Here is a 20,211-nt window from a genome sequence, read left to right as displayed (position 1 = left end):
GGCTCCCGGACGGGAGCCGACCCGGAAAGCAGAAGGCCCTGGCGCATGCCAGGGCCCGCTCGACCGGTCGGCACGATCACATGATCGCGCATCCGGTGCCGGAACGTGCCCGGAACCGGTGACCGGACCCGGCCGCCGCATGGCGACTCGGGTGGGAGCAGGCGCTCCGCTTCGGGACCACCCACGCGTCAGGGACGGGGGCAGTCTGGTCGACTCAGCAACACTACACCCCCGGCCCACCCGTCCCCAAACCAGCCCCACCCGCGCCTCGCCGGGTGACCAGGCCACTCATTCCTGAAAGGGCGCCCACTCCGGGGCGGATGGCTACTCTTTCCGCGACTCCGCCGTCTTCGACCGGGCGGGGCGGGTGCGGTGGCGGGGTCAGCGGGAGGCGTTGGCGAGGGTGGCCAGGTGGGCCTGGTGCAGGCGGCGCAGGGCCCGCACCCCCTCGACCGCGCGCTCCTTGTCGGCGGCCTGCAGGGCCACCATCGGCAGCAGGTCGTCGTCGTGCAGCTCCAGACTGGCCCAGGGGGCGCCTCGGTCGAAGCGGACCCCGCGGACGACCTCCCAGGGCAGCTCGTACGAGCCGATCACGTTGCGCACCCGGATGCCCTTGGCGTCGGCCACCACCCGGGGGCGGGTGAACAGCAGGACGCCCAGAGCGCCGAGGACGCCCAGCCCGATCATGGCGAACTGGTCGCCCCGCTGGAAGGTGCCGTAACCCTCGCCGGTGGCGCCGGTCAGGGAGGTGGCCACCAGGCTGAACACCACCACCAGGGTGGCCGCCGAGGCCCAGCAGACCAGCCGGATCCGACGCGGCCGCACGGTCACCACTGAATCGCTCATGCCGCCTCGCTTCGCTCCGCGGCGGCGCGGGGCGCCACGCTGCTGAGCCTGATGGTCCGCTCGCTCACCCGACCAGTCTGCCATCCGGCTCGGACGCGGGGTCCGCTGCCACACGGGTCGGTGTCCGCCGGCGTACGCCGGCCAGCAGCACCGCCGCGGCGGTGAGCCCCGCGCCGGCCAGCACCGGCAGCCGCGCGCCCGCCCCGCCGGGCAGCGCCACGTCCAGCAGCAGGGCACCGCCGAGCTGCCCGGCGACCAGCGCCAGGCCGGTCCGCAGCACCCCGGCCGCCCGGACGCCGACCAGCAGCGCGAGCACGATGCCGACCCCGAGCAGGCCGCCGATGTAGAGCCACCACTGCCCCGGCCAGGCGGGTCGGCTGGCGAACGCCCCGACCGCGGCCGCGACCGCCAGGATCACCGGGGTGCTCACGGCGAAGTTGACCGCCAGCCCGGCGGCGGTGCTGCTGGCGGCGGAGACCCGACCGTTGAGCGCGGACTGCAGGGCGACCGCCAGACCGCCGGCGACCGCGAGCAGGACCAGCCCGACCGCCAGGTCGCCGACCGGGCGACCGAGCTGGGCCAGGGCCACCGCACCGACGCCGAGCAGCGCCCCGGCGACCCGGGGCGCGGTGAGCGGCAGCCGCCCCGCCGGGGACACCCCGGCCCGGTCCACGGCCAGCCCGCCCAGGCTGCCGCCGGCGACCTGGGCGATCGTGAACACGGCCACCCCGAGCACCGGCACCACGTACGTGCCGATCACCACGATCGCCGCGCCGCCGAGCCCGCCCAGGTAGGCCCACCAGGGCAGGCCGCCGCGCCGCAGCACGGCCAGCCCGGCCCGCATCGACGGAACGGCGAACAGCCCGACCAGGATCAGCAGGCAGCCGCCGAGGTTGTTGACCACCGCGCCGAGCACCGGGTTGCCGGCCCGCTCCCCCAGCTCGGAGTTGACCACGCCCTGCGCCGCCGAGGCCATCCCGCCGAGGACGACCACGCCCAGGGCGGCCGGCGCGGGCAGGGCCCTCACAGCCGGCACGCGTGGATGTTGGTGACCAGGATGGCCCGCGCGCCCAACTCGTACAGCTCGTCCATGATCCGGTGCACGTCGTCGCGCTGGACCATCGCCTGCACGGCCACCCAGCCCTCGCGGTGCAGCGGGGAGACGGTCGGCGACTCGATGCCGGGGGTCAGCGTGCTGGCCCGGTCGAGCAGGCCGGCCGGCACGTCGTAGGCGAGCATCACGTAGCGCCGGGCGACCAGCACGCCGTGCAGCCGGCGCAGCAGCTGGTCGGCCTGGGCGCAGCCGGGGGCGCCGGCCCGGCGGACCAGCACCGCCGAGGAGCGCAGCAGCGGCTCGCCGAAGACCACGAGGCCCGCCTGGCGCAGGGTGGCGCCGGTCTCCACCACGTCGGCGACCACGTCGGCGACGCCGAGGCGGATGGCGTTCTCCACCGCGCCGTCCAGGCGGATCACCTCGGCCTTGACGCCCAGCTCGGCCAGGTGCCGCTCGACCAGCCCGGGGTACGCGGTGGCGATCCGGTGCCCACCGAGCTGCTGGACGGAGTCCACGTCGTCGGGGCGGGCGGCGAAGCGGAAGGTGGCCCGGCCGAAGTTCAGGTCGACGACCTCCTCGGCCGGCGCGCCGGAGTCGACCAGCAGGTCCCGCCCGGTGATGCCGACGTCCAGATCACCGGAGCCGACGTAGGTGGCGATGTCCTTGGGGCGGAGGTAGAAGAACTCGAGGTCGTTGGACTCGTCCCGGCAGACCAGGTCCTTCGGGTCGGTGCGCTGGCGGTAGCCCGCCTCGCGCAGCATCTGGGCGGCCGACTCGGCCAGGGCGCCCTTGTTCGGTACGGCGACACGCAGCATGACGGAGTGCTCCTTCGATCGATCAGATGATCAGCGGATGGGGGCACTCACAGATGTCGGTAGACGTCCTTGAGCTCGAGACCGGTGGCGAGCATCAGCACCTGGGCCTGGTAGAGCAGCTGGGAGATCTCCTCGGCGGCCCGCTCCGGCCCCTCGTGCTCGGCGGCCATCCACGACTCGGCCGCCTCCTCGACCACCTTCTTGCCGATGAAGTGCACCCCCTGCTCGAGCGCGGCGACCGTGCCCGAGCCCGGGGTGCCGGCGGCGGCCTTGGCCTGCAGCTCGGCGAACAACTCCTCGAACGTCTTCACGGAAGGCGATTCTTCCAGTTCACCGGCCGGGCCGCGTGCGGCGGGTCGGGCCGGGCCCACCGGCCGGGACGGCGCGCGGAGCGGTGTGACGGAATTCCCTACCACCACGGTGGGACACGCTTCGGCCCCGAACGCGCCTGGCTCTACGCTGTCCGCCATGGCCAGCAGCTCACGGATCGTCGCGCTCACCCTCGCCGCCGCCACCGCCGTCGCGGTGGCCGGCTGCGCCCCGCAGGACGACGGGAAGACCACCACCACCGCCAGCCCCACCGGCGCGGCCGCGGCGTCCTGCGCGAAGGACAGCCTGCCGACGCGGACCCCGGGCAAACTCACCATCGCCACTGACGAGCCGGCGTACGAGCCGTGGTTCCGCGAGAACAAGCCGGAGAACGGCGAGGGCTTCGAGGCCGCCGTCGCGTACGCGGTGGCGGAGCAGCTCGGGTACGCCCGCGAGGACGTCACCTGGACACGGGTCAAGTTCGACACCGCCATCGCTCCCGGCCCGAAGAGCTTCGACTTCGACGTCAACCAGTTCTCCATCACCGAGGAGCGCAAGCGGGCGGTCGACTTCTCCGCGCCCTACTATCGGGTGCGGCAGACCGTGATCGCGCTCAAGTCCTCGAAGATCGCCGGAGCGAAGACCCTGGCCGACCTCAAGGACGCCACCCTCGGCGCCCAGGTCGGCACCACCAGCTACCAGGCGATCACCGACGTGATCAAGCCGACCCCGAAGCCGCAGGTCTACAACAGCAACGACGACGCCAAGAAGGCGCTGCAGAACGGCCAGCTCGACGGCCTCGTGGTGGACCTCCCGACCGCCTTCTACATCACCGGGGCGGAACTCACCGACGCCACCATCGTCGGCCAGCTACCGCAGGTCGGCGCACCCGAGGCGTTCGGGCTGCTCCTGGACAAGAACTCCCGGCTCACCCCGTGCCTCGACGCGGCCGTCGGCAAGCTCGAGGAGGCGGGCACGCTGAAGCAGCTGGAGCAGAAGTGGCTCGCCCAGGTGGCCGGAGCGACCGAGCTGACGTGAGCCTGCTTGAACACACCCCCTCCGCCGCCCAGCTGAGGCGGACCGCGTACCGGCGGCGGCAGACCGTGCGCAGCGTGCTGGTCGCCGCCTCCTCGACGGCGGCGCTCGGCACACTGCTGGTCCTCGCGGTCACCGGCGCGCCCGGGTGGGACCGGGTCCGCGAGTCGTTCCTGGACCCCTCGATCGCCCGGGACGCCCTGCCGGCGGTGCTCGCCGGGTTGTGGCTCAACGTCCGGCTGCTGGTCTGCTGCGCCGCCGGCGCGCTGCTGCTCGGGCTGCTGATCGCGCTCCTGCGGACGCTGCGCGGCCCGGTCTTCTTCCCGGTGCGGGCGCTCGCGGCCGGCTACACCTACACCTTCCGCGGCCTGCCGCTGATCATCGTGTTGTACGTGCTTACTCTCGGCGTGCCCGGGCTGCGCCTGCAGGGCATGCCGCCGGTGCTGGTGCTCGGCGGCCTCGCGCTGGTGCTCACCTACGGCGGCTACCTGGCGGAGGTGTTCCGGGCCGGCATCGAGTCGATCCACCCCAGCCAGCTCGCCGCCGCCCGGTCGCTCGGGCTGACCTACCGACAGACCATGCGGCACGTGGTGCTGCCACAGGCCGTCCGCCGGGTCGCCCCGCCACTGCTCAACGACGTGGTGGCGTTGCAGAAGGATGTGGGCCTGGTCTCCCTGGCCGGGCCGATCGACGCGGTCCGCGCGGCCCAGATCGCCACCGCGGAGACCTTCAACTACACCCCCTACATCCTGGCCGGGGTGTTGTTCGTGCTGCTCGCCATCCCGCTGATCGCGGTCACCGACTGGGTGACGCTGCGCTCGGCCCGACGCCAGTCCGGAGGCTGAGATGCCGGTGCTGACCTGCCGTGGGCTGCGCAAGGAGTTCGGCGGCCACGTAGTGCTCGACGGGCTCGACCTGACCGTCGACGAGCATCAGGTGGTGGCGCTGATCGGGGCGTCGGGGTCGGGCAAGTCGACCCTGCTGCGCTGCGTCAACCTGCTGGAGGAGCTGGACGACGGGTGCATCGAGCTGGACGGGGAGGAGATCTCCGACCCCCGTGTCGACCCGGACCTGGTCCGCCGCCGGATCGGGATGGTCTTCCAGTCGTACAACCTCTTCCCGCACCTCACCGTGCTGGAGAACATCACCCTGGCGCCCCGGCGGGTGCACCGGCGGGCGCGGGCCGAGGCCGACGCCCAGGCCCGGGAGCTGCTCGACCGGGTGGGGTTGGGCGCGAAGGCGGACGCCTACCCGGACCGGCTCTCCGGCGGGCAGCAGCAGCGGGTGGCGATCGTCCGGGCCCTGGCCAACTCGCCCAGGCTGATGCTGCTGGACGAGGTCACGTCCGCGCTGGACCCGGAACTGGTAGGCGAGGTGCTGACGATGATCCGCGACCTCAAGGCCGATGGGATGACTATGGTGCTGGCCACCCACGAGATGGGGTTCGCCCGGGAGGTCGCCGACCAGGTCTGCTTCCTCGACGGGGGCCGGGTGGTGGAGGCCGGGCCACCGGGGCAGGTGCTCGGCGAGCCGACGCAGCCGCGTACCCGGCAGTTCCTCAGCCGAATCATCGAGGCCGGCCGGCTCTGACGGCCGGGGCCGGCCGGGGCCGGCCTGTCGGAAGTCAATCACGAACATCATGGAAACAGAACTTTCGAAGGTTGCCTTTCGAAAGGTATGCTTCGACGCATGCCCGAGCAGCAGCCCCGCGAGATCACCGACGTCGACACCCTCCGCGCCCTGACGCACCCGTTGCGACTGCGCATCCTCGACGCCGTCGGCCTGTACGGCCCACTGACCGCGACCGAGGTGGCCGAACGGGTCGGCGAGAGCCCGGCGAACTGCTCCTGGCACCTGCGTCAGCTCGCCCGGTACGGCTTCGTCGCCGAGGCCGGCGGCGGCACCGGCCGGCAGCGACCGTGGCGGCTGGTCACCGACGGGCACCGGTGGGGCGAGGGCGAGGAGAGCCCGGAGCTGGCGCGGGCCGGTGACGCGGCCGCCCAGGTCCTGCTCGACCTGGAATACCGCAAGCTCCGGGACTGGATGGCCATCCGCCGGCAGCAGTCCCCCGCCTGGCGGGACGCCGGCTTCTTCAACCAGTTCATCGGCTGGTACACCGCCGACGAGCTCGGCGATCTGAAGGAGGAGCTCCGGTCGCTGTTCGGGCGCCATCTGGACCGGCTCTCCGACCCGGCGGCCCGACCGCCGGGTTCCCGGCCGGTGCGGCTGATGGCCTGGGGCGTACCCGAGGTCGACGGGCCGGTCGTCGGTGGCACCGACGCCGGGAAGGACATGGAACACGGACCGGTCGTCGGCGACACCGACGCGGAGCGGAACGGGGAACGATGAGACACCTGCTGCGCCGGCCGGACTTCCGGCTGTTCTTCCTCGCGTTGACCGTCAGCATGATCGCCGAGTCGGTCCTCCTCCTGGCCCTGGCCGTGTGGGTGAAGGAGCTGACCGGCTCCGACGGGCTGGCCGGCGCCACCTTCGTCGCGCTGACCGCGCCGATGGTGCTGGCCCCGCTCGTCGGCTGGGTGGTCGACCGGGTGCCCCGCCGAACGCTCTTCGTGGCGCTCAACGTGGCCACTGCCGTGCTGCTGCTGCCGCTGCTGGCGGTCCGCGACGACGGCCGGCTTTGGATCGTGTACGCGGTCGCCGCCGGCTACGGGCTTTCCTACATCGCGCTCGGCGCGACGATCACCGCGCTCGTGCAGGAGCTGGTCCCGGCCGATCTGCTGCCTGACGCCAACGGCGCGTCCCAGACCGTCAAGCAGGGGCTGCGGCTGGCCGGTCCGCTGCTCGGTGCCGGCCTCTACGTGCTGCTCGGCGGACCTGCGCTGGCCGCCACCTGCGCGCTCGGCTTCCTGGTGGCCGGCGCGGTCGGGCTGGGGCTGGGCCGCGCTCCGGCTCCGGTTGCGGGTGACGGGTTCGGGTCGGCGGCCGGCGGCGACCCCGGCGCCGCGCCGACCGGGGCGGTGCCCTCGGGCGGAGCCGACGTCCTTGCCGCCGGCGGGCGCGGTGCCCTGGTCGCCGGGGCCCGGCACCTGATGGCCGAGCCCGCGCTGCGCCGGGCACTGCTGGCGGCGGTGGTCGCCACCATCGGGCTCGGGTTCGGGGAGACGCTGTGGTTCGCGTACGTCGACCAGGGGCTCGGCCGGGAGCCGGCCTTCCTGGGGGTGCTGGTCTCGCTCCAGGGGATCGGCGGGCTGGTCGGCGGCCTCGCCTCGGCGGCGCTGGTGCGCCGGCTCGGGGAACTGGGCACCATGGCGCTCGGCATGGCCGCTCTGGCCGCCGGCAGCCTGGCCCTGGTCCGGCCGGCCCTGGGGCTCGCCGTCACCGCCAGCGTGCTGATCGGGCTCGGGCTGCCGGCCGCGATGGTGGGCATCATGACGCTGATCCAGCGGCGTACCCCCGGGGACCTGGTCGGCCGGGTCTCGGCCGCGCTGGACGCGCTGGCCAGCGGCCCGCAGGCGGTGGCGATCGGGGCGGGCGCGCTCCTGGTCGGCCTGGTCGACTACCGGCTGCTGTACGGGGTGATCGGCGCGCTGCTGGTGGCCGCGACCGGCTACCTGCTCACCGGCCGCCGCCTCACCCCGCCCGCCGCCACGCCGCAAGGGGCGACGCCCACGCCGGTCACCGTCGGCTCGCCGTCGGCGACCGCGGGCTAGGCCCGCTGCAGGTCGGCGAGGTGGCGGTGTCCGGACGTCCTGGACACCGCCATCTCGGCGATTCCGCGCCGGCTACCTCGGCGGCCTGCGGGGCGGCGGCGTCAGCCGCCGAAGCCGACCCGGTGGCCGTTGGTGGCGTCGAGGCCGCGGATGGCCAGGGCGGCGTCCAGCGCCGCGACCGTGGCCGCCCAGCCCTTGTCCTCCGCCGAGCCGGGCAGCCCAGCCCGGTCCCGGGCCTGCTCGACGGTCTCCACGGTGAGCACCCCGTGCGCCACCGGCTTGCCCTCGTCGAGCGCGACCCGGGTCAGCCCCTCCGTCACCGACTTGCAGACGTAGTCGAAGTGCGCCGTGGCGCCCCGGACCACCACGCCGAGGGCGACCACCACGTCGTACCGGCGGGCCATCGCCTGGGCCACCACGGGCAGCTCCACCGATCCGGCCACCCGGGCCACCACGGCCCGCGCGCCGCACGCCTCGGCGGCGGCGACCGCCCGGTCGACCATGTGGTCGGTGAGGTCGCCGTGCCAGCGCGCGGCCACGATGCCGACGGTGAGCCCGGCCGCGTCCACCGAGGTGACGCCCGGTTCCCCGAAACCCGCCATGCCTACGCTCCGATCTCGTCACCGGCGACCGGGCGGCCCATCGGCGCCTCCGTCACCTCGTCCAGCCCCTCCAGGAGGTGGCCCATCCGGTCCCGCTTGGTCCGCAGGTAACGCACGTTCTCCGGGTTGGACCGCACGGGCAGCCCCTCGCGGCCGCTCACCGTGAGGCCGTACCCCTCCAGGCCGGCCCGCTTGGCCGGGTTGTTGGTCAACAGCCGCATCGAGCGGACGCCGAGGTCGTAGAGGATCTGCGCGCCGGTCCCGTAGTCCCGGGCGTCGGCGGGCAACCCCAGCTCGAGGTTCGCGTCCACGGTGTCCCGGCCCTGGTCCTGGAGCTGGTACGCGCGCAGCTTGTGCAGCAGGCCGATGCCGCGCCCCTCGTGCCCGCGCACGTAGAGCACCACCCCGCGGCCCTCCTGGGCCACCCGGGCCAGGGCGGCCTGCAACTGCGGGCCGCAGTCGCAGCGCAGCGAGCCGAAGACGTCCCCGGTGAGGCACTCGGAGTGCACCCGGACCAGCACGTCCCGCCCGTCGCCGAGGTCGCCCATGACCAGCGCGACATGCTCGGCCGGGTCGTGCTCGCTGCGGTAGCCGTACGCCCGGAACACCCCGTACGGGGTGGGCATCCGCGCCACGGCGATCTGCTCCACCTGCTTCTCGGTACGCCGCCGGTGGGCGATCAGGTCGGCGATGGTGACCAGGGTCAGCCCGTGCTCGGCGCAGAACTTCTCCAGGTCGGGCAGGCGCATCATGGTGCCGTCGTCGTTGACCAGCTCGCACAGCACCCCGGCCGGACGCAGCCCGGCCAGCCGGGTCAGATCGACCGCCGCCTCGGTGTGCCCGGCCCGGCGCAGCACCCCGCCCTCTCGGGCCCGCAGCGGCACCACGTGCCCGGGACGGGCCAGGTCGGTCGGGTCGGTCGCCGCGTCGGCGAGCAGCCGGATGGTGTGCGACCGGTCGGCCGCGGAGATCCCCGTGCTGACCCCCTCCCGGGCGTCCACGGTCACCGTGTACGCGGTGCCCCGCCGGTCCTGGTTGGTGTGGTGCATGGGCGGCAGGTCCAGCCGGTCGCACTCGCTCTCGGTCAGCGGAACGCAGATGTAGCCGGACGTGTAGCGGACCATGAACGCGACCAGCTCCGGCGTGGCCAGCTCGGCCGCGAAGATCAGGTCGCCCTCGTTCTCCCGGTCCTCGTCGTCGACCACGACGACCGGCCGGCCGGCGGCGATGTCCGCCACCGCCTGCTCGATACTCCCAAAGCTGGTCATGCCACGGCCTCCGAGTACGTCGGCGGGATCGGGGTGCGGGCGGGCGGGGCGGCCCGGGAGGCACGCCACCAGGCGGCCAGGCCGGCCACGCAGAACCCGCCGTAGACCAGGTACATGGCGGCCGACGGGTAGAAGCCGCCGCGCAGCAGCAGCGGTACGCCGACCGCGTCGACGGCGATCCAGACCAGCCAGAACTCCACCCAGCCGCGGGCCATGCCGTACGTGGCGAGCAGGCTGCCGACCAGGATCCAGGCGTCCGGCAGCGGCCCCCACGAGCCGAGCGCGGCCAGCACCGGGTACGCGGCGGCCGTGCCGACCAGCGCGGCGGCGAGCAGACCGAGCCGCTCCCGGCCGGTGGCCCAACGCGGGACGACCGCCGGCTGCTCCCCGCCGCCGGCCCGCCGGCTGCGCGACCAGCGCCACCAGCCGTACAGGCTCACCGCGAAGAAGAAGACCTGCCGGCCGGCCTGGCCGTAGAGGTCGTGCGCCTGCGGCGTGGCGAAGACCCCGCCGAGGAAGACGGTGAACAGCAGGGCGTTGCCGATCATGCCGATCGGCCAGGCCCATACCAGCCGGCGCAGCCCGAGCAGCGCCGAGGCGAGGCCGAAGACGTTGCCGACGATCTCCCGGACCAGCACCGGCGAACCGGCGACCTGGAGCTGCGCGTCGAGCAGCCAGCCGAGCGGGCCCATCAGCGGTCACCGCCCGGGCCGGGCGCGCCACCGGCGAGCAGCCGCTCGACGTACTTGGCCAGCACGTCCACCTCGAGGTTCACCGGGTCGCCGGGCCGCTTGGCGCCGAGCGTGGTGAGTTTGAGGGTGGTGGGGATCAGCCCGACCGCAAACCAGTCGTCACCGACGTCGGCGACGGTCAGCGAGACGCCGTCGACGGTGATCGAGCCCTTCTCCACCACGTACCGGGAGAGCGCGGCGGGGAGCCGGAAACGGACCGTCTCCCACTGGGCGGCCGGCTCCCGGGAGACGATCTCGCCCACCCCGTCGACGTGCCCCTGCACCAGGTGCCCGCCGAGCCGGCTGCCGAGCGCGGCGGCCCGCTCCAGGTTGACCGGGTCGCCCGGGCGCAACGCGCCGAGCGCGGTGCGTCGCAGGGTCTCCCCCATCACGTCGGCGGTGAAGACGCCGCCGTCGACGTCGACCACGGTCAGACAGACCCCGTTGACGGCGATGGAGTCGCCGTGCCGGGCGTCCGAGGTGACCAGCGGGCCACGGATGGCGACCAGCGCGGAGTCGCCTCCGGTCTCGGTGGTCCGGACCACCTCACCCAGCTCCTCGACGATGCCGGTGAACATTCAGCCCTCCCTCTTCCGGGGCAGCGCGGTAATCCGCAGGTCGGGGCCGACCTGCGTAACGTCGGTGATCTCCAGATCGATGGCGTCGGCGATGGTCGTCACGCCCGCGTCGAGCAGCGCGGTCGGGCCGGCGCCGAGCAGCTTCGGCGCGACGTACCCGACGACCTTGTCGACCAGGCCGGCGGCGAGGAACGCGCCGGCCAGCCGTGGACCGCCCTCCAGCAGGGCGGCCCGCACGCCGCGGTGGTGCAGCTCGGCGAGCAGCGCCGGCAGGTCGACCCGGCCGTCCGGGCCGGCCCCGACCTCCGCGGCGGTGGCGATCCAGGTCCGGGCGGCGCCGTCGCGGACCCGGGCGTCGGCCGGGGTACGCCCGGAGCTGTCCACCACCACGCGCAGCGGCTGCCGGATGGCGAGGGTGCCGTCGCGCAGGTTGCGGGCGGTGAGCCGGGGGTCGTCGGCGAGCACGGTGCCCACTCCGGCGATCACCGCGTCGACGGTGCCGCGCAGCGCGTGCACGTCGATCCGGGCCGCCTCCGAGGTGATCCACATGCTGGTGCCGTCGGCCGCCGCCGAGCGCCCGTCCAACGTGGCCGCGTACTTCCAGATCAGGTACGGCCAGCCGCGGCGCATCGAGGTGAGCCAGGCGACGTTGCCGTCCTCGGCCTCCTCGGCGCGTACCCCCGTCTCGACCTGGATCCCGGCGGCGCGCAGGGTGGCCGCGCCGCCGGAGGCGACCGGGTTGGGGTCCGGGACGGCGACCACCACCCGGGCGACCCCGGCGGCGATGAGCGCGTGGCTGCAGGGGCCGGTGCGGCCGGTGTGGTCGCAGGGTTCCAGGGTGACCACGGCGGTGCCGCCGCGGGCCCGCGTGCCGGCCTGGGCGAGGGCGACGATCTCGGCGTGCGGGCCGCCCGCGTACGCGTGGAATCCCTCGCCGACGATCTCACCGGCCGAGTCGAGGAGCACGCAGCCGACCACCGGGTTGGGGCTGGTGGTGCCGAGACCGCGGGCGGCCAGCACGATCGCACGACGCATCGCCTCGTCGACGGAGACGCTCGCCATCGCCTGCCCCTGCCCTCTCGCTCGCCGGTCGCGCGGGCGGGGCTGGGAGTCGGCACGGATGCCGCGGACACGCGGCGGCGGAGATCCGGGGACGGCAGCGCCGACCCCGAGAAGCCCACGCGGCGGCTGAGGGTGTCAGCGGCCGGCAGGGGCCTCCCCGTCCCGCGCGCTGTCTCCCATCCGGACTGTCTGGGGGCGGACGAGCCGCGCCCCAACCGTCGGCCCCGGATTCTCACCAGGTCCACCGGGCGGCAGAGCCGTCCGGGTCGCGGGCTTACCACGGTCGGACCGTGGATCACCGCCGGTTCGGAATTTCACCGAGCCCCGCCAGCGCGTGGTGGGTACATCGGAAGTCTTACACGCCGGGTGGGGGGCCGCGCCACATAGGCGAGGTACCTCACAGGGAAGACCGCACGATCACGTAACGCCGCGCCTGCGGTCGACCGCGACGTACGACCCGGGTTGGCTCTTGGCGACCGTCTTCATCTCGGAGGCGACGGCGATCGCCTCCAGGGGGTTGGTGAAGCGCTTCCCGGGATCGGAGAGGGAGACCCCGATGGAGAGGGTGACCAGGGCGGCCCGGCGGATGTTGCCCCGCCGGTCCTTCAGCTCGACGAAGCCGCGCTCCCGGTCGATCGGGTCGTAGAGGGCGTCGGCGGCCTTCTCGAAGTCCTCCACCGCCCGGAAGGTCAGCGGGCGGACCTGCTCGGGGGTGCAGACGATGACGAAGTCGTCACCGCCGACGTGGCCGAGGAAGGCCGGCGGCAGGCCGATCGACACCACCGCCCGATGCAGGCTGCGGGCCAGCGCCGAGATGAACTCGTCGCCGCGGACGAAGCCGTACCGGTCGTTGACGCTCTTGAACCGGTCGATGTCGATGTACCCGACGGCGTAGTCGGCGCCGTTGCGCACCCGGTCGCTGATCTCCCGCCGGATCCGGCTGTTGCCGGGCAGCCCGGTCAGCGGGGAGACCTCGCGGAACTCCTTGTTGCGACGCAGCGTGGAGCTCACCCGGGCGACCAGCTCGGCGGTGTCGAAGGGTTTGACCAGGTAGTCGTCGGCGCCCGCGCTGAGGCCGTTGACCTTGTCGGAGGTCATCCCCTTGGCGGTCAGCATGATCACCGGGAGGGCCGAGGTCATCGGGTCGGCGCGTAGTCGCCGGGTCAGCTCCAGGCCGTCGATCCGGGGCATCATGAGATCCACCACGGCCAGGTCCGGCCGCTGCTGCTCGATAACGTCCAGGGCCTCCTGGCCGTCACTGGCGTGCAGCACCTCGAAACCGTGCAGGCGCAGGTTGAACTCGACGAAACGGGCAATGTCCTCGTCGTCGTCGACGACCAGGATGACGTCGGGTCGCTCGCCGGCCGGGTCCACGTCAGGCCCCGTGGGCCGCGCGTTCCGCCAGGGCGCGCAGGCGGCGTACCGCCTCCGCGGGATCGTCGGCGCCGTAGACCGCGGTGCCCGCGACGAAGGCGTCGGCACCCGCCGCGGCGGCCTGCTCGATGGTGTCGGCGGCGATCCCGCCGTCAACCTCGATCCGCAGCTCCAGGTGGCCGCTGTCGACGTGCTCCCGGGCGGTACGCACCTTGTCGAGCAGTTGCGGGATGAACCGCTGGCCGCCGAAGCCGGCCTTGATCGTCATGATCAGCAACGTGTCGAAGCTGGGCAGCAGCTCCAGGTACGGCTCGATCGGGGTGTCCCGGTCGATGGCCAGCCCCGCCTTCGCGCCGGCCGAGCGGAGGTCCTTGGCCAGCGCCACCGGGTCGTCGCACGCCTCGGCGTGGAAGGTGACGTTGTACGCGCCGGCGTCGGCGTACCCGGGGGCCCAGCGACGCGGGTCCTCGATCATCAGGTGCACGTCGAAGGGCAGCTGGGTCACCGCGCGCAGGCTCTGCACCACCGGCAACCCGATGGTCAGGTTCGGCACGAAGTGGTTGTCCATCACGTCCACGTGCAACCAGTCGGCGGCGTGCTCGACGGCGCGGACCTCGTCGGCGAGGCGGGCGAAATCGGCGGCCAGGATGCTGGGCGCGACGATCGGCGGCGGTACGGTCACCGGGCCAGTGTACGAACGCGGTCACCCGCCGTCCGCAGCGCGGCACCGACGGAGACTCGCTGTGATCCAGACGTGACCCCCGGTGCGGCACCAACCCGTCGAATGCGGGAACTCGGCACGAAAGGCCGTCCGCCACCGGCCGAACGACCGGAAGCCGGCGACACTCCAACAGGGACGGTCACGACAGTCGGTGCCGGAGGGACTCCCCGTAATCTGAGCGCCGGTGCCGTATGCTGCACCGCCGTGGCAGTCGACCGTTCCGGGGGTCGCGGCGCGGCGCGCGCCGAGCCGGAAACGGTCGAAGCAGGCGGTCGGCGACGGGGAGGTCGGTGCGCGATGCGGCGATGGGGGACGGCGCTAGCCGTCGGCATGACGGTGGCACTGGCGCTCGCCGGATGCGGCGCGCCGGCGGGGGTGGACCGGGACCTGACCGACGACTGGCCCGTCGTTCCGGCGGCCAAGGCCTTCCTGCCGGAGGCCGGGGTCTGCCATCCCACGATCCAGGACATCGGCTACCTCAGCGGCTACAACCCGGTCGACTGCGCCGCGTCGCACCGCAGCGAGACGCTGCACGTGGGCACGCTGTCCGGCCCGGACGCCGACCGGGGAGCACCCCCGCGCGCCGGGTCCACGGGGATGCGGACCGCGCACGCGGAGTGTGACGGGCGGGTCAGCAAGGCGGTCGGGGCCGACTGGCGGTCGGGACGGCTGCAACTCTCCGTCGTCTTCCCGTCGCCGGCGGCCTGGGCCGGTGGGGCCCGCTGGTTCCGCTGCGACCTCTCCGAGGTGGCCAGCCTGGACGACCGCAGCGTGACCGCCCGCTCCGCCAGCCTGCGCGGCGCCCTGGCGCCGGGATCCCCGCTGACCCTTGGCTGCTACAACCCGAAGCTCAAGAAGGACGACATCGAGCAGATGCAGCCGGTCGCTTGCACGGCCAAGCACCACGCCGAGTTCGTCGGGGTCTACCAGTTCCCCGACATCACGTACGCCGAGTTCAAGCGCACCTCGCTGCGGGCACACAAGGCGTGCCAGGGGCTGATCGCGAAGTACGTCAAGGTGCCGAACAACAGCGACATGCAGTACCGGTCCGGCACGATCATCTACCACCCCTTCGAGGAGGAGTGGACGAACGGCGACCGGGGCGTGCAGTGCTTCCTCTGGGTGTCGGAGCGCACGCTGACGAAATCGCTGAAGGGCGCCGGCAGCAAGGCCCTGCCGGTCCGGTGAGCCGCGCGGGGGCGGGGCCGACCCCGGTCGGTCCCGCCCCGTCGACCGGTCAGCCGACCTGCAGCGTCACGTCGTCCACGACGAAGCTGGTCTGCAGGGAGGCGTCCTCCACGCCGGTCCACTTCAGCGTCACCGTCTGCCCGGCGTACCCGGCCAGGTTGAAGGTCCGCTGCTGGTAGCCGCCGGCGGCGTTCAGGTTCGAGTACGTCGCCAACGTGGTCGTGCCGACCTGCACGGTCAGCTTGTCGTACGCCGTGGTCGTGGTGGTCTCGGCGGTGTCGATGTGCAGCCAGAAGGCCAGCGTGTAGCTGGCGCAGCCGGTCGGGAGGGTCACCGACTGCGAGAGCGTGTCGGTGTGGCTGGTGCCGTACCCGTCCAGCCACGCCTTGTACGACCCGGTGCGGGCCGGCTGGCTCGACGAGCTGGTGATCACGCCCGAGCTGGCGGTCCACGGGGTGGTGCCCGATTCGAAGCTGCTGTTGCCGATGAGCTGCCCGCCGGCGCAGCCGCCCGTGCCGGTCACGGTGAGGGTGTAGCTGGTGCTGTGGGTGACCGAGCCGGTGCCGGTCACCGTGATGGTCCAGGTGCCGGTGGCGGCGGTCGACGAGGCGGAGACGGTCATCGTGGCCGAGCCGCCCGAGGTGACCGAGGACGGGCTGAACGAGACGGTCACCCCGCTCGGCGCGCCGGTGGCGGAGAGGCTGACCGTCTGGGCGCTCCCGCTGGTGGTGGCGGTGCTGACGGTCGCGGTGGTGGTACCGCCCCGGGCCACGCTGCCCGAGGTCGGGCTCACCGCGACGGAGAAGTCGTTGGTCGGGGTGCCGCCTACCGCGAGCTGCCAGATCGCGTACGCGATCCCGTCCGCGGCGCGGTTGAGGATGGTCGCGTTGATGTTGCTCGTGGTGTCGCAGGAGCGGTGGTAGCAGCCGTCGTACGCCGCCCCCGCGGTGCCGCCCCACTTGCTGGCCTGCGCCGCGGTCTTGGTGTAGCTGGCGCCCGCCGCGTAGCCGGAGGTGGGGATGCCGGCGTTGGCGAACGAGTAGTCGTCGGACCGGCCCTGTCCTTCGGTGTTCTCCTCCGGCTGGAGATTGAGCGAGTCCCAGTACGCCTTCAGCGGGGCGGCCGTGGTGGAGGTGACCCGGTTGATGAAGTAGCCGCCGTTGGGCGAGGCGACCATATCGAAGTTGTAGTAGCCCTTGATGTAGCCCCGCTGGGTGGTGGTCAGCTGGTTGACGTAGTGCTTCGAGCCCTGAAGGCCCTGCTCCTCGCCGTTCCACCAGGCGAACCGGACCCGCTTGGTCATGGTCGGGTTCTGCGCGGCGAGCACCAGCGCGTTCTCCAGCAGGGTCGCCGAGCCGGAGCCGTTGTCGTTGATCCCCGGGCCGGCGGAGACGCCGTCCAGGTGGGCGCCGAACATGACCACCTGGTCGGCGGGGCCCTGCGGCCACTCGGCGATCAGGTTGCTGCCGGGGTAGGTGCAGGTGGTGCAGGTCTGCTCGGTGACGGTGTAGCCGGCGGCCTGGAGCTTGCCCTTCACGTAGGCGACCGAGGCGGTGTAGCCGGCCGAGCCCGCCCGCCGGTTGCCCCCGCTGCTGGTGGCGATGGTGTTGAACTGGGTGAGGTGGGCCTGCACGTTGGTCACCGAGATGTCCGGCGCCGCGAGGGCGAGGGCCGGCGCGGCGGCCACCGGCGCAGCGGCCACCGGCGCGGGGACGGCAGAGGCGGGGGCACCGGCCAGGGTCGCCGTCACGGCGGCGAAGAGGGCGAGCGTGAGGCCCGCGGTCGGGGTGCGGTGTCTCATGTGGACTCCTCGTGGGGTCGGCGGGGCGGGGTGGGCGCGACGCGTGGGCTCCGGCGCGGCCCTCGGTGTCGACGGACCGGCGATCGGAACAGTTACATGCGTCGATCGAATAGTCAACGGGGTGTCACATCCCGCATGCCCACTCCCCCAGCCGAGATGCCCCACCCCGCGCGTGTGTGCGCCCGCGCCGACGGACGACAACCGCAGTCCGCCTTTGGAGCTGACATCACAAACGACTCACCGGCCAGGCCCCTTCCCGGGCACACCACCTGACGAACCGGCTGAGCCGTTGACGACATCAACTCCCAAAGCCCGTCAAGGACTGCCGCCCGGCACGGCCAGATGGCTTCGCCGTGCGTACGACCTTGATGGCGCAGATGACTCACGTCAGCCGCCAGCCCGCGTCACACCGCCCTGGATCGTTCACGCCACCAAGTTCGTAGCGCGCAAAAGAGACACGCGACCCGCCGGGCCGCGGAGGCCCGGCGGGTGGCAGGCACGGGGCAAAAGGCCGGTCAGGGTCTGCTCCAGGCGGCACCGGACGTGGCTGCTCAGCCCCGCCGCAGCACCGCCAGGAACATCGCGTCGGTGCCGTGCCGCTGCGGCCACAGCTGCACGGTCGGCCCGTCCCCGAGCCCCGGCATACCCGCTGGCAGCAGCGGCCGGGCGTCGACGAAGTCGACCGGGAACCCCGCCCGGCGGGACGCCTCGGTCACCGTCACGTGCGTCTCCACGATGTGCGGCGAGCAGGTCACGTACGCGACCAGCCCGCCCGGACGGACCGCGCGCAGCGCCGCGGTGAGCAGTTCCCGCTGCAGGCGGGTCAGCGGCGGCAGATCGGACGGCTGCCGGCGCCAGCGGGACTCGGGCCGCCGGCGCAGCGAACCGAGCCCGGTGCACGGGGCGTCGACCAGCACCCGGTCGAAGTGGTCCTCGGGCAGCTTCGGATCCGAGCCGACCGTACGCCCGTCGGTGTTCAGCACGTTCACCGGCAGGCCCCGGGTGGCCTGCGCGACCAGCCGCGCCCGGTGCTCGGCCACCTCGACCGCGGTGAGCCGGGCGCCGCGCTGCGCGGCGAGGGCGCCGAGCAGGCCGGCCTTGCCGCCGGGCCCGGCGCACAGGTCCAGCCAGCGACCGTCCGGGCCGTCCAGCGGCGCGACCGCCAGGGCGTTCGCCACCAGCTGGGAGCCCTCGTCCTGGACGTGGGCGCGTCCCTCGGCCACCGCCGGCAGCTCCCCCGGCGCCCCGCCGGGCAGATAGACGGCGTACGGCGAGAAGGCACCCGGCGCCCCGCCGACCTCGTCGGCCAGCTCGATCGGGTCGACCAGGCCGGGCCGGGCGCACAAATGCACCGGGGGGCGCTCGTTGTCCTCGATGAGCAGCCGCCTCGTCTCACCCAGGTCACCGCCGAGCGCCTCGGCGAAGGCCCGGACGATCCACTGCGGATGGCTGTACGCCAGTGCCAGGTGCCCGATCGGGTCGGTCTGCTCCGACGGGGCGAGCTTCGCCACCCAGCCGTCGAGGTCGCGGGTGGCCACCTCTCGGAGCACCGCGTTGGCGAAGCCGGTGGCGCCCGGGCCGACCGCCCGGACCAGGTCCACGGTCGAGGAGACCGCCGCGTGCGCCGGGACCCGGGTGTGCAGCAGCTGGTATGCCCCGAGCCGCAGCGCGTCCCGCACCGGCGGGTCGATCCGCTGCACGTCCCGGCCGGCGGCGTCGGTGATGATCGCGTCCAGGGTGCCGGTGTGCCGCAGCGTGCCGTAGGTCAACTCGGTGGCGAAGGCGGCGTCCCGTCCGGCCATCCCCTCGTCGCGCAGCATGGCCGGCAGCACCAGGTTGGCGTACGCGTCGTCCCGGTGCACCGCCGCGATCGCCTGGTACGCCACGTGCCGCGGCAGGTCGACGGTCGGCCGGCCGGGCCGGCGGCCGGCGCCGAAGCGCCCCTCGCGAGGCGACCGCTCCCCCGGCCGGGCCGGGCGCTCGGCCCGCTCCCCGCCGACGGGCCGGCGGCCCTCTCGGGAGCGCTCGGGACCGGCGTACCGTCCCGCGCCGCGCCCACCGCCGGAGCGGCCGGCGTCGTCGGACGCGTACCGCGGACCGCGCTCGCCACCACCGGAGCGCTCGCCGTCGCGGGGCCGTCCCGCGCGGTCACCGGCGGGCGGCCGGGCCGACCCGCCGCGCGGCCCGCCGGCGGAGAAGCGCTCGTCCCGGGGCTCGGCCGGCCCCGTCACGCGAACTCCTCGCCGGCGACGACCCGGGCGCCGCGCGCCCAGTCGCTCGCCGACATGGCCTTCTTGCCGGCCGCCCGCACCTCATCGAGCCGCACCGGGACGGTGGCCGTGCCGGCCAGCACGTGGGACTTCTCGACCAGCAGTTCGCCGGGCTTCAGCTCCGGGCCACCGGCCACCGGGGTGACCGGGCCGAGCTTCACCCGGTCGCCGCGGAAGGTCGTCCACGGGCCGGGGGCCGGCGTGCACGCGCGGATCCGCCGGTCCACGGCGAACGCCGGGTCGGTCCAGCGGACCCGGGCGTCCTCGACGGTCAGCTTCGGCGCGAGGGACACCCCGTCGGCGGGCTGCGGCTCGGCCCGGGCGGTCCCGTCCTCGAGCGCGTCGAGGACGGCCACCAGCAGACCCGCGCCCGCGTGGGCGAGCCGCTCCAGCAGATCCCCGGAGGTGTCGGTGGGGCGGATCTCGTCGGTGAGCGTGCCGTACACCGGGCCGGTGTCCAGCCCCGCCTCCAACTGGAAGACGCTGGCGCCGGTCACCTCGTCGCCGTGCAGCACCGCGTGCTGCACGGGAGCCGCGCCCCGCCAGGCGGGGAGCAGCGAGAAGTGCAGGTTGATCCAGCCGTGCCGGGGGATCTCCAGCGCCACCGGCGGCACCAGCGCGCCGTACGCGACCACCGGCACGCAGTCCGGGGCCAGCTCGCGGAGCCGGTCCAGGAACTCGGGCTCGCGCGGCTTCGCCGGGGTGAGCACCTCGACGCCGTGCGCGTCGGCCCAGGCGCCGACCGGCGAGCGGACCAGGCCGCGGCCACGGCCGGCGGGCGCGTCGGGACGGGTCACCACGGCCAGCAGCTCGTGACGGGACGCGGCGACGGCGTCCAGGGCGGGGACGGCGACGGCCGGCGTGCCGGCGAAGATCAGACGCACCC

20 protein-coding genes and 1 riboswitch are annotated in these 20,211 nt (G+C 73.8%); of the genes, 6 read left to right on the top strand and 14 right to left on the bottom strand.

The window, feature by feature from the left end:
* Nucleotides 1-381: 381 nt before the first annotated feature.
* The 4 genes from ABZ783_RS26930 to ABZ783_RS26915 all read right to left on the bottom strand — a co-directional run bounded on the left by ABZ783_RS26930 (nt 382) and on the right by ABZ783_RS26915 (nt 3,044).
* Entirely contained in the window at nt 382-846 is a 465-nt protein-coding gene (locus ABZ783_RS26930; protein WP_357442705.1) for a PH domain-containing protein, read from the bottom strand.
* 64 nt (nt 847-910) lie between these two features.
* Nucleotides 911-1,882, bottom strand: coding sequence for a DMT family transporter (locus tag ABZ783_RS26925; protein ID WP_357442703.1), 972 nt, complete (start codon nt 1,880-1,882; stop codon nt 911-913).
* Entirely contained in the window at nt 1,870-2,715 is an 846-nt protein-coding gene (gene hisG, locus ABZ783_RS26920) for an ATP phosphoribosyltransferase (protein ID WP_357442701.1), read from the bottom strand. The genes ABZ783_RS26925 and hisG overlap by 13 nt, the downstream gene beginning before the upstream one ends.
* 47 nt (nt 2,716-2,762) lie before the next feature.
* A complete protein-coding gene (locus tag ABZ783_RS26915; RefSeq protein WP_357442788.1) occupies nt 2,763-3,044 on the bottom strand; it encodes a phosphoribosyl-ATP diphosphatase in 282 nt (93 codons plus the stop codon).
* Nucleotides 3,045-3,183: 139 nt separating this feature from the next.
* On the opposite strand from ABZ783_RS26915, the gene ABZ783_RS26910 reads away from it, so the two are divergent.
* From ABZ783_RS26910 to ABZ783_RS26890, 5 genes are all read left to right on the top strand, one after another.
* On the top strand, nt 3,184-4,062 hold the full coding sequence (locus tag ABZ783_RS26910) for an ABC transporter substrate-binding protein (protein ID WP_357442699.1): 879 nt from the start codon (nt 3,184-3,186) through the stop codon (nt 4,060-4,062).
* Entirely contained in the window at nt 4,059-4,904 is an 846-nt protein-coding gene (locus ABZ783_RS26905; RefSeq protein WP_073835288.1) for an ABC transporter permease subunit, read from the top strand. Before ABZ783_RS26910 ends, ABZ783_RS26905 begins: the two co-directional genes overlap by 4 nt.
* 1 nt (nt 4,905) lies before the next feature.
* Nucleotides 4,906-5,649, top strand: coding sequence for an amino acid ABC transporter ATP-binding protein (locus ABZ783_RS26900; protein ID WP_357442697.1), 744 nt, complete (start codon nt 4,906-4,908; stop codon nt 5,647-5,649).
* Nucleotides 5,650-5,748: 99 nt separating this feature from the next.
* The gene (locus ABZ783_RS26895) at nt 5,749-6,408 is read left to right on the top strand and encodes a helix-turn-helix domain-containing protein (RefSeq protein WP_357442695.1); all 660 of its coding nucleotides are present in this window, start codon (nt 5,749-5,751) and stop codon (nt 6,406-6,408) included.
* Nucleotides 6,405-7,730 carry an MFS transporter gene (locus ABZ783_RS26890; RefSeq protein ID WP_357442693.1) on the top strand — a complete coding sequence of 442 codons (1,326 nt, stop codon included), beginning with the start codon at nt 6,405-6,407 and terminating at the stop codon, nt 7,728-7,730. The genes ABZ783_RS26895 and ABZ783_RS26890 overlap by 4 nt, the downstream gene beginning before the upstream one ends.
* A 101-nt stretch (nt 7,731-7,831) precedes the next feature.
* Here ABZ783_RS26890 and ribH read toward each other — a convergent pair whose 3' ends face one another.
* From ribH to rpe, 7 genes are all read right to left on the bottom strand, one after another.
* Entirely contained in the window at nt 7,832-8,332 is a 501-nt protein-coding gene (gene ribH, locus ABZ783_RS26885; protein ID WP_357442691.1) for a 6,7-dimethyl-8-ribityllumazine synthase, read from the bottom strand.
* 2 nt (nt 8,333-8,334) lie between these two features.
* Nucleotides 8,335-9,600 (bottom strand): bifunctional 3,4-dihydroxy-2-butanone-4-phosphate synthase/GTP cyclohydrolase II, encoded by a 1,266-nt coding sequence (locus ABZ783_RS26880; RefSeq protein ID WP_357442689.1) that lies wholly within the window; start codon nt 9,598-9,600, stop codon nt 8,335-8,337.
* The gene (pnuC, locus tag ABZ783_RS26875; RefSeq protein WP_357442687.1) at nt 9,597-10,292 is read right to left on the bottom strand and encodes a nicotinamide riboside transporter PnuC; all 696 of its coding nucleotides are present in this window, start codon (nt 10,290-10,292) and stop codon (nt 9,597-9,599) included. Before pnuC ends, ABZ783_RS26880 begins: the two co-directional genes overlap by 4 nt.
* Nucleotides 10,292-10,909 carry a riboflavin synthase gene (locus tag ABZ783_RS26870; protein WP_357442685.1) on the bottom strand — a complete coding sequence of 206 codons (618 nt, stop codon included), beginning with the start codon at nt 10,907-10,909 and terminating at the stop codon, nt 10,292-10,294. Before ABZ783_RS26870 ends, pnuC begins: the two co-directional genes overlap by 1 nt.
* Nucleotides 10,910-11,971 (bottom strand): bifunctional diaminohydroxyphosphoribosylaminopyrimidine deaminase/5-amino-6-(5-phosphoribosylamino)uracil reductase RibD, encoded by a 1,062-nt coding sequence (gene ribD, locus ABZ783_RS26865; protein WP_357442683.1) that lies wholly within the window; start codon nt 11,969-11,971, stop codon nt 10,910-10,912.
* A 164-nt stretch (nt 11,972-12,135) separates the two neighbouring features.
* Nucleotides 12,136-12,307, bottom strand: a riboswitch (FMN riboswitch).
* 81 nt (nt 12,308-12,388) lie between these two features.
* Nucleotides 12,389-13,453: a response regulator gene (locus ABZ783_RS26860; RefSeq protein ID WP_357442681.1), complete on the bottom strand. Its 1,065-nt coding sequence runs from the start codon at nt 13,451-13,453 to the stop codon at nt 12,389-12,391.
* The gene (gene rpe / locus ABZ783_RS26855) at nt 13,347-14,027 is read right to left on the bottom strand and encodes a ribulose-phosphate 3-epimerase (RefSeq protein WP_357442679.1); all 681 of its coding nucleotides are present in this window, start codon (nt 14,025-14,027) and stop codon (nt 13,347-13,349) included. The genes ABZ783_RS26860 and rpe overlap by 107 nt, the downstream gene beginning before the upstream one ends.
* A 336-nt stretch (nt 14,028-14,363) precedes the next feature.
* Between rpe and ABZ783_RS26850 the strand changes: the two genes are divergently transcribed.
* Complete coding sequence (locus ABZ783_RS26850) at nt 14,364-15,254, top strand: septum formation family protein (protein ID WP_357442677.1); 891 nt, start codon at nt 14,364-14,366, stop codon at nt 15,252-15,254.
* Between the two features lie 49 nt (nt 15,255-15,303).
* Here the strand turns inward: ABZ783_RS26850 and ABZ783_RS26845 are convergent, their stop codons facing one another.
* From ABZ783_RS26845 to fmt, 3 genes are all read right to left on the bottom strand, one after another.
* Complete coding sequence (locus ABZ783_RS26845) at nt 15,304-17,055, bottom strand: M28 family metallopeptidase (protein ID WP_357442675.1); 1,752 nt, start codon at nt 17,053-17,055, stop codon at nt 15,304-15,306.
* A 551-nt stretch (nt 17,056-17,606) separates the two neighbouring features.
* Complete coding sequence (locus ABZ783_RS26840; protein WP_357442786.1) at nt 17,607-18,953, bottom strand: transcription antitermination factor NusB; 1,347 nt, start codon at nt 18,951-18,953, stop codon at nt 17,607-17,609.
* Nucleotides 18,954-19,282: 329 nt separating this feature from the next.
* Nucleotides 19,283-20,209 carry a methionyl-tRNA formyltransferase gene (gene fmt, locus ABZ783_RS26835; RefSeq protein ID WP_357442673.1) on the bottom strand — a complete coding sequence of 309 codons (927 nt, stop codon included), beginning with the start codon at nt 20,207-20,209 and terminating at the stop codon, nt 19,283-19,285.
* Between the last annotated feature and the right edge of the window lie 2 nt (nt 20,210-20,211).

Source organism: Micromonospora sp. NPDC047738, assembly GCF_040642675.1.
Classification (GTDB): Bacteria; Actinomycetota; Actinomycetes; order Mycobacteriales; family Micromonosporaceae; genus Micromonospora.
This window is presented reverse-complemented; position numbering and strand designations above follow the sequence as displayed.

Coding starts and splice junctions, on each gene's coding strand:
- ABZ783_RS26930 (WP_357442705.1), bottom strand. CDS start 846: ATGAGCGATTCAGTGGTGACCGTGCGGCCGCGTCGGATCCGGCTGGTC.
- hisG (WP_357442701.1), bottom strand. CDS start 2,715: ATGCTGCGTGTCGCCGTACCGAACAAGGGCGCCCTGGCCGAGTCGGCC.
- ABZ783_RS26910 (WP_357442699.1), top strand. CDS start 3,184: ATGGCCAGCAGCTCACGGATCGTCGCGCTCACCCTCGCCGCCGCCACC.
- ABZ783_RS26900 (WP_357442697.1), top strand. CDS start 4,906: ATGCCGGTGCTGACCTGCCGTGGGCTGCGCAAGGAGTTCGGCGGCCAC.
- ABZ783_RS26895 (WP_357442695.1), top strand. CDS start 5,749: ATGCCCGAGCAGCAGCCCCGCGAGATCACCGACGTCGACACCCTCCGC.
- ABZ783_RS26890 (WP_357442693.1), top strand. CDS start 6,405: ATGAGACACCTGCTGCGCCGGCCGGACTTCCGGCTGTTCTTCCTCGCG.
- ribH (WP_357442691.1), bottom strand. CDS start 8,332: ATGGCGGGTTTCGGGGAACCGGGCGTCACCTCGGTGGACGCGGCCGGG.
- ABZ783_RS26880 (WP_357442689.1), bottom strand. CDS start 9,600: ATGACCAGCTTTGGGAGTATCGAGCAGGCGGTGGCGGACATCGCCGCC.
- pnuC (WP_357442687.1), bottom strand. CDS start 10,292: ATGGGCCCGCTCGGCTGGCTGCTCGACGCGCAGCTCCAGGTCGCCGGT.
- ABZ783_RS26870 (WP_357442685.1), bottom strand. CDS start 10,909: ATGTTCACCGGCATCGTCGAGGAGCTGGGTGAGGTGGTCCGGACCACC.
- ribD (WP_357442683.1), bottom strand. CDS start 11,971: ATGGCGAGCGTCTCCGTCGACGAGGCGATGCGTCGTGCGATCGTGCTG.
- ABZ783_RS26850 (WP_357442677.1), top strand. CDS start 14,364: ATGCGGCGATGGGGGACGGCGCTAGCCGTCGGCATGACGGTGGCACTG.
- ABZ783_RS26845 (WP_357442675.1), bottom strand. CDS start 17,055: ATGAGACACCGCACCCCGACCGCGGGCCTCACGCTCGCCCTCTTCGCC.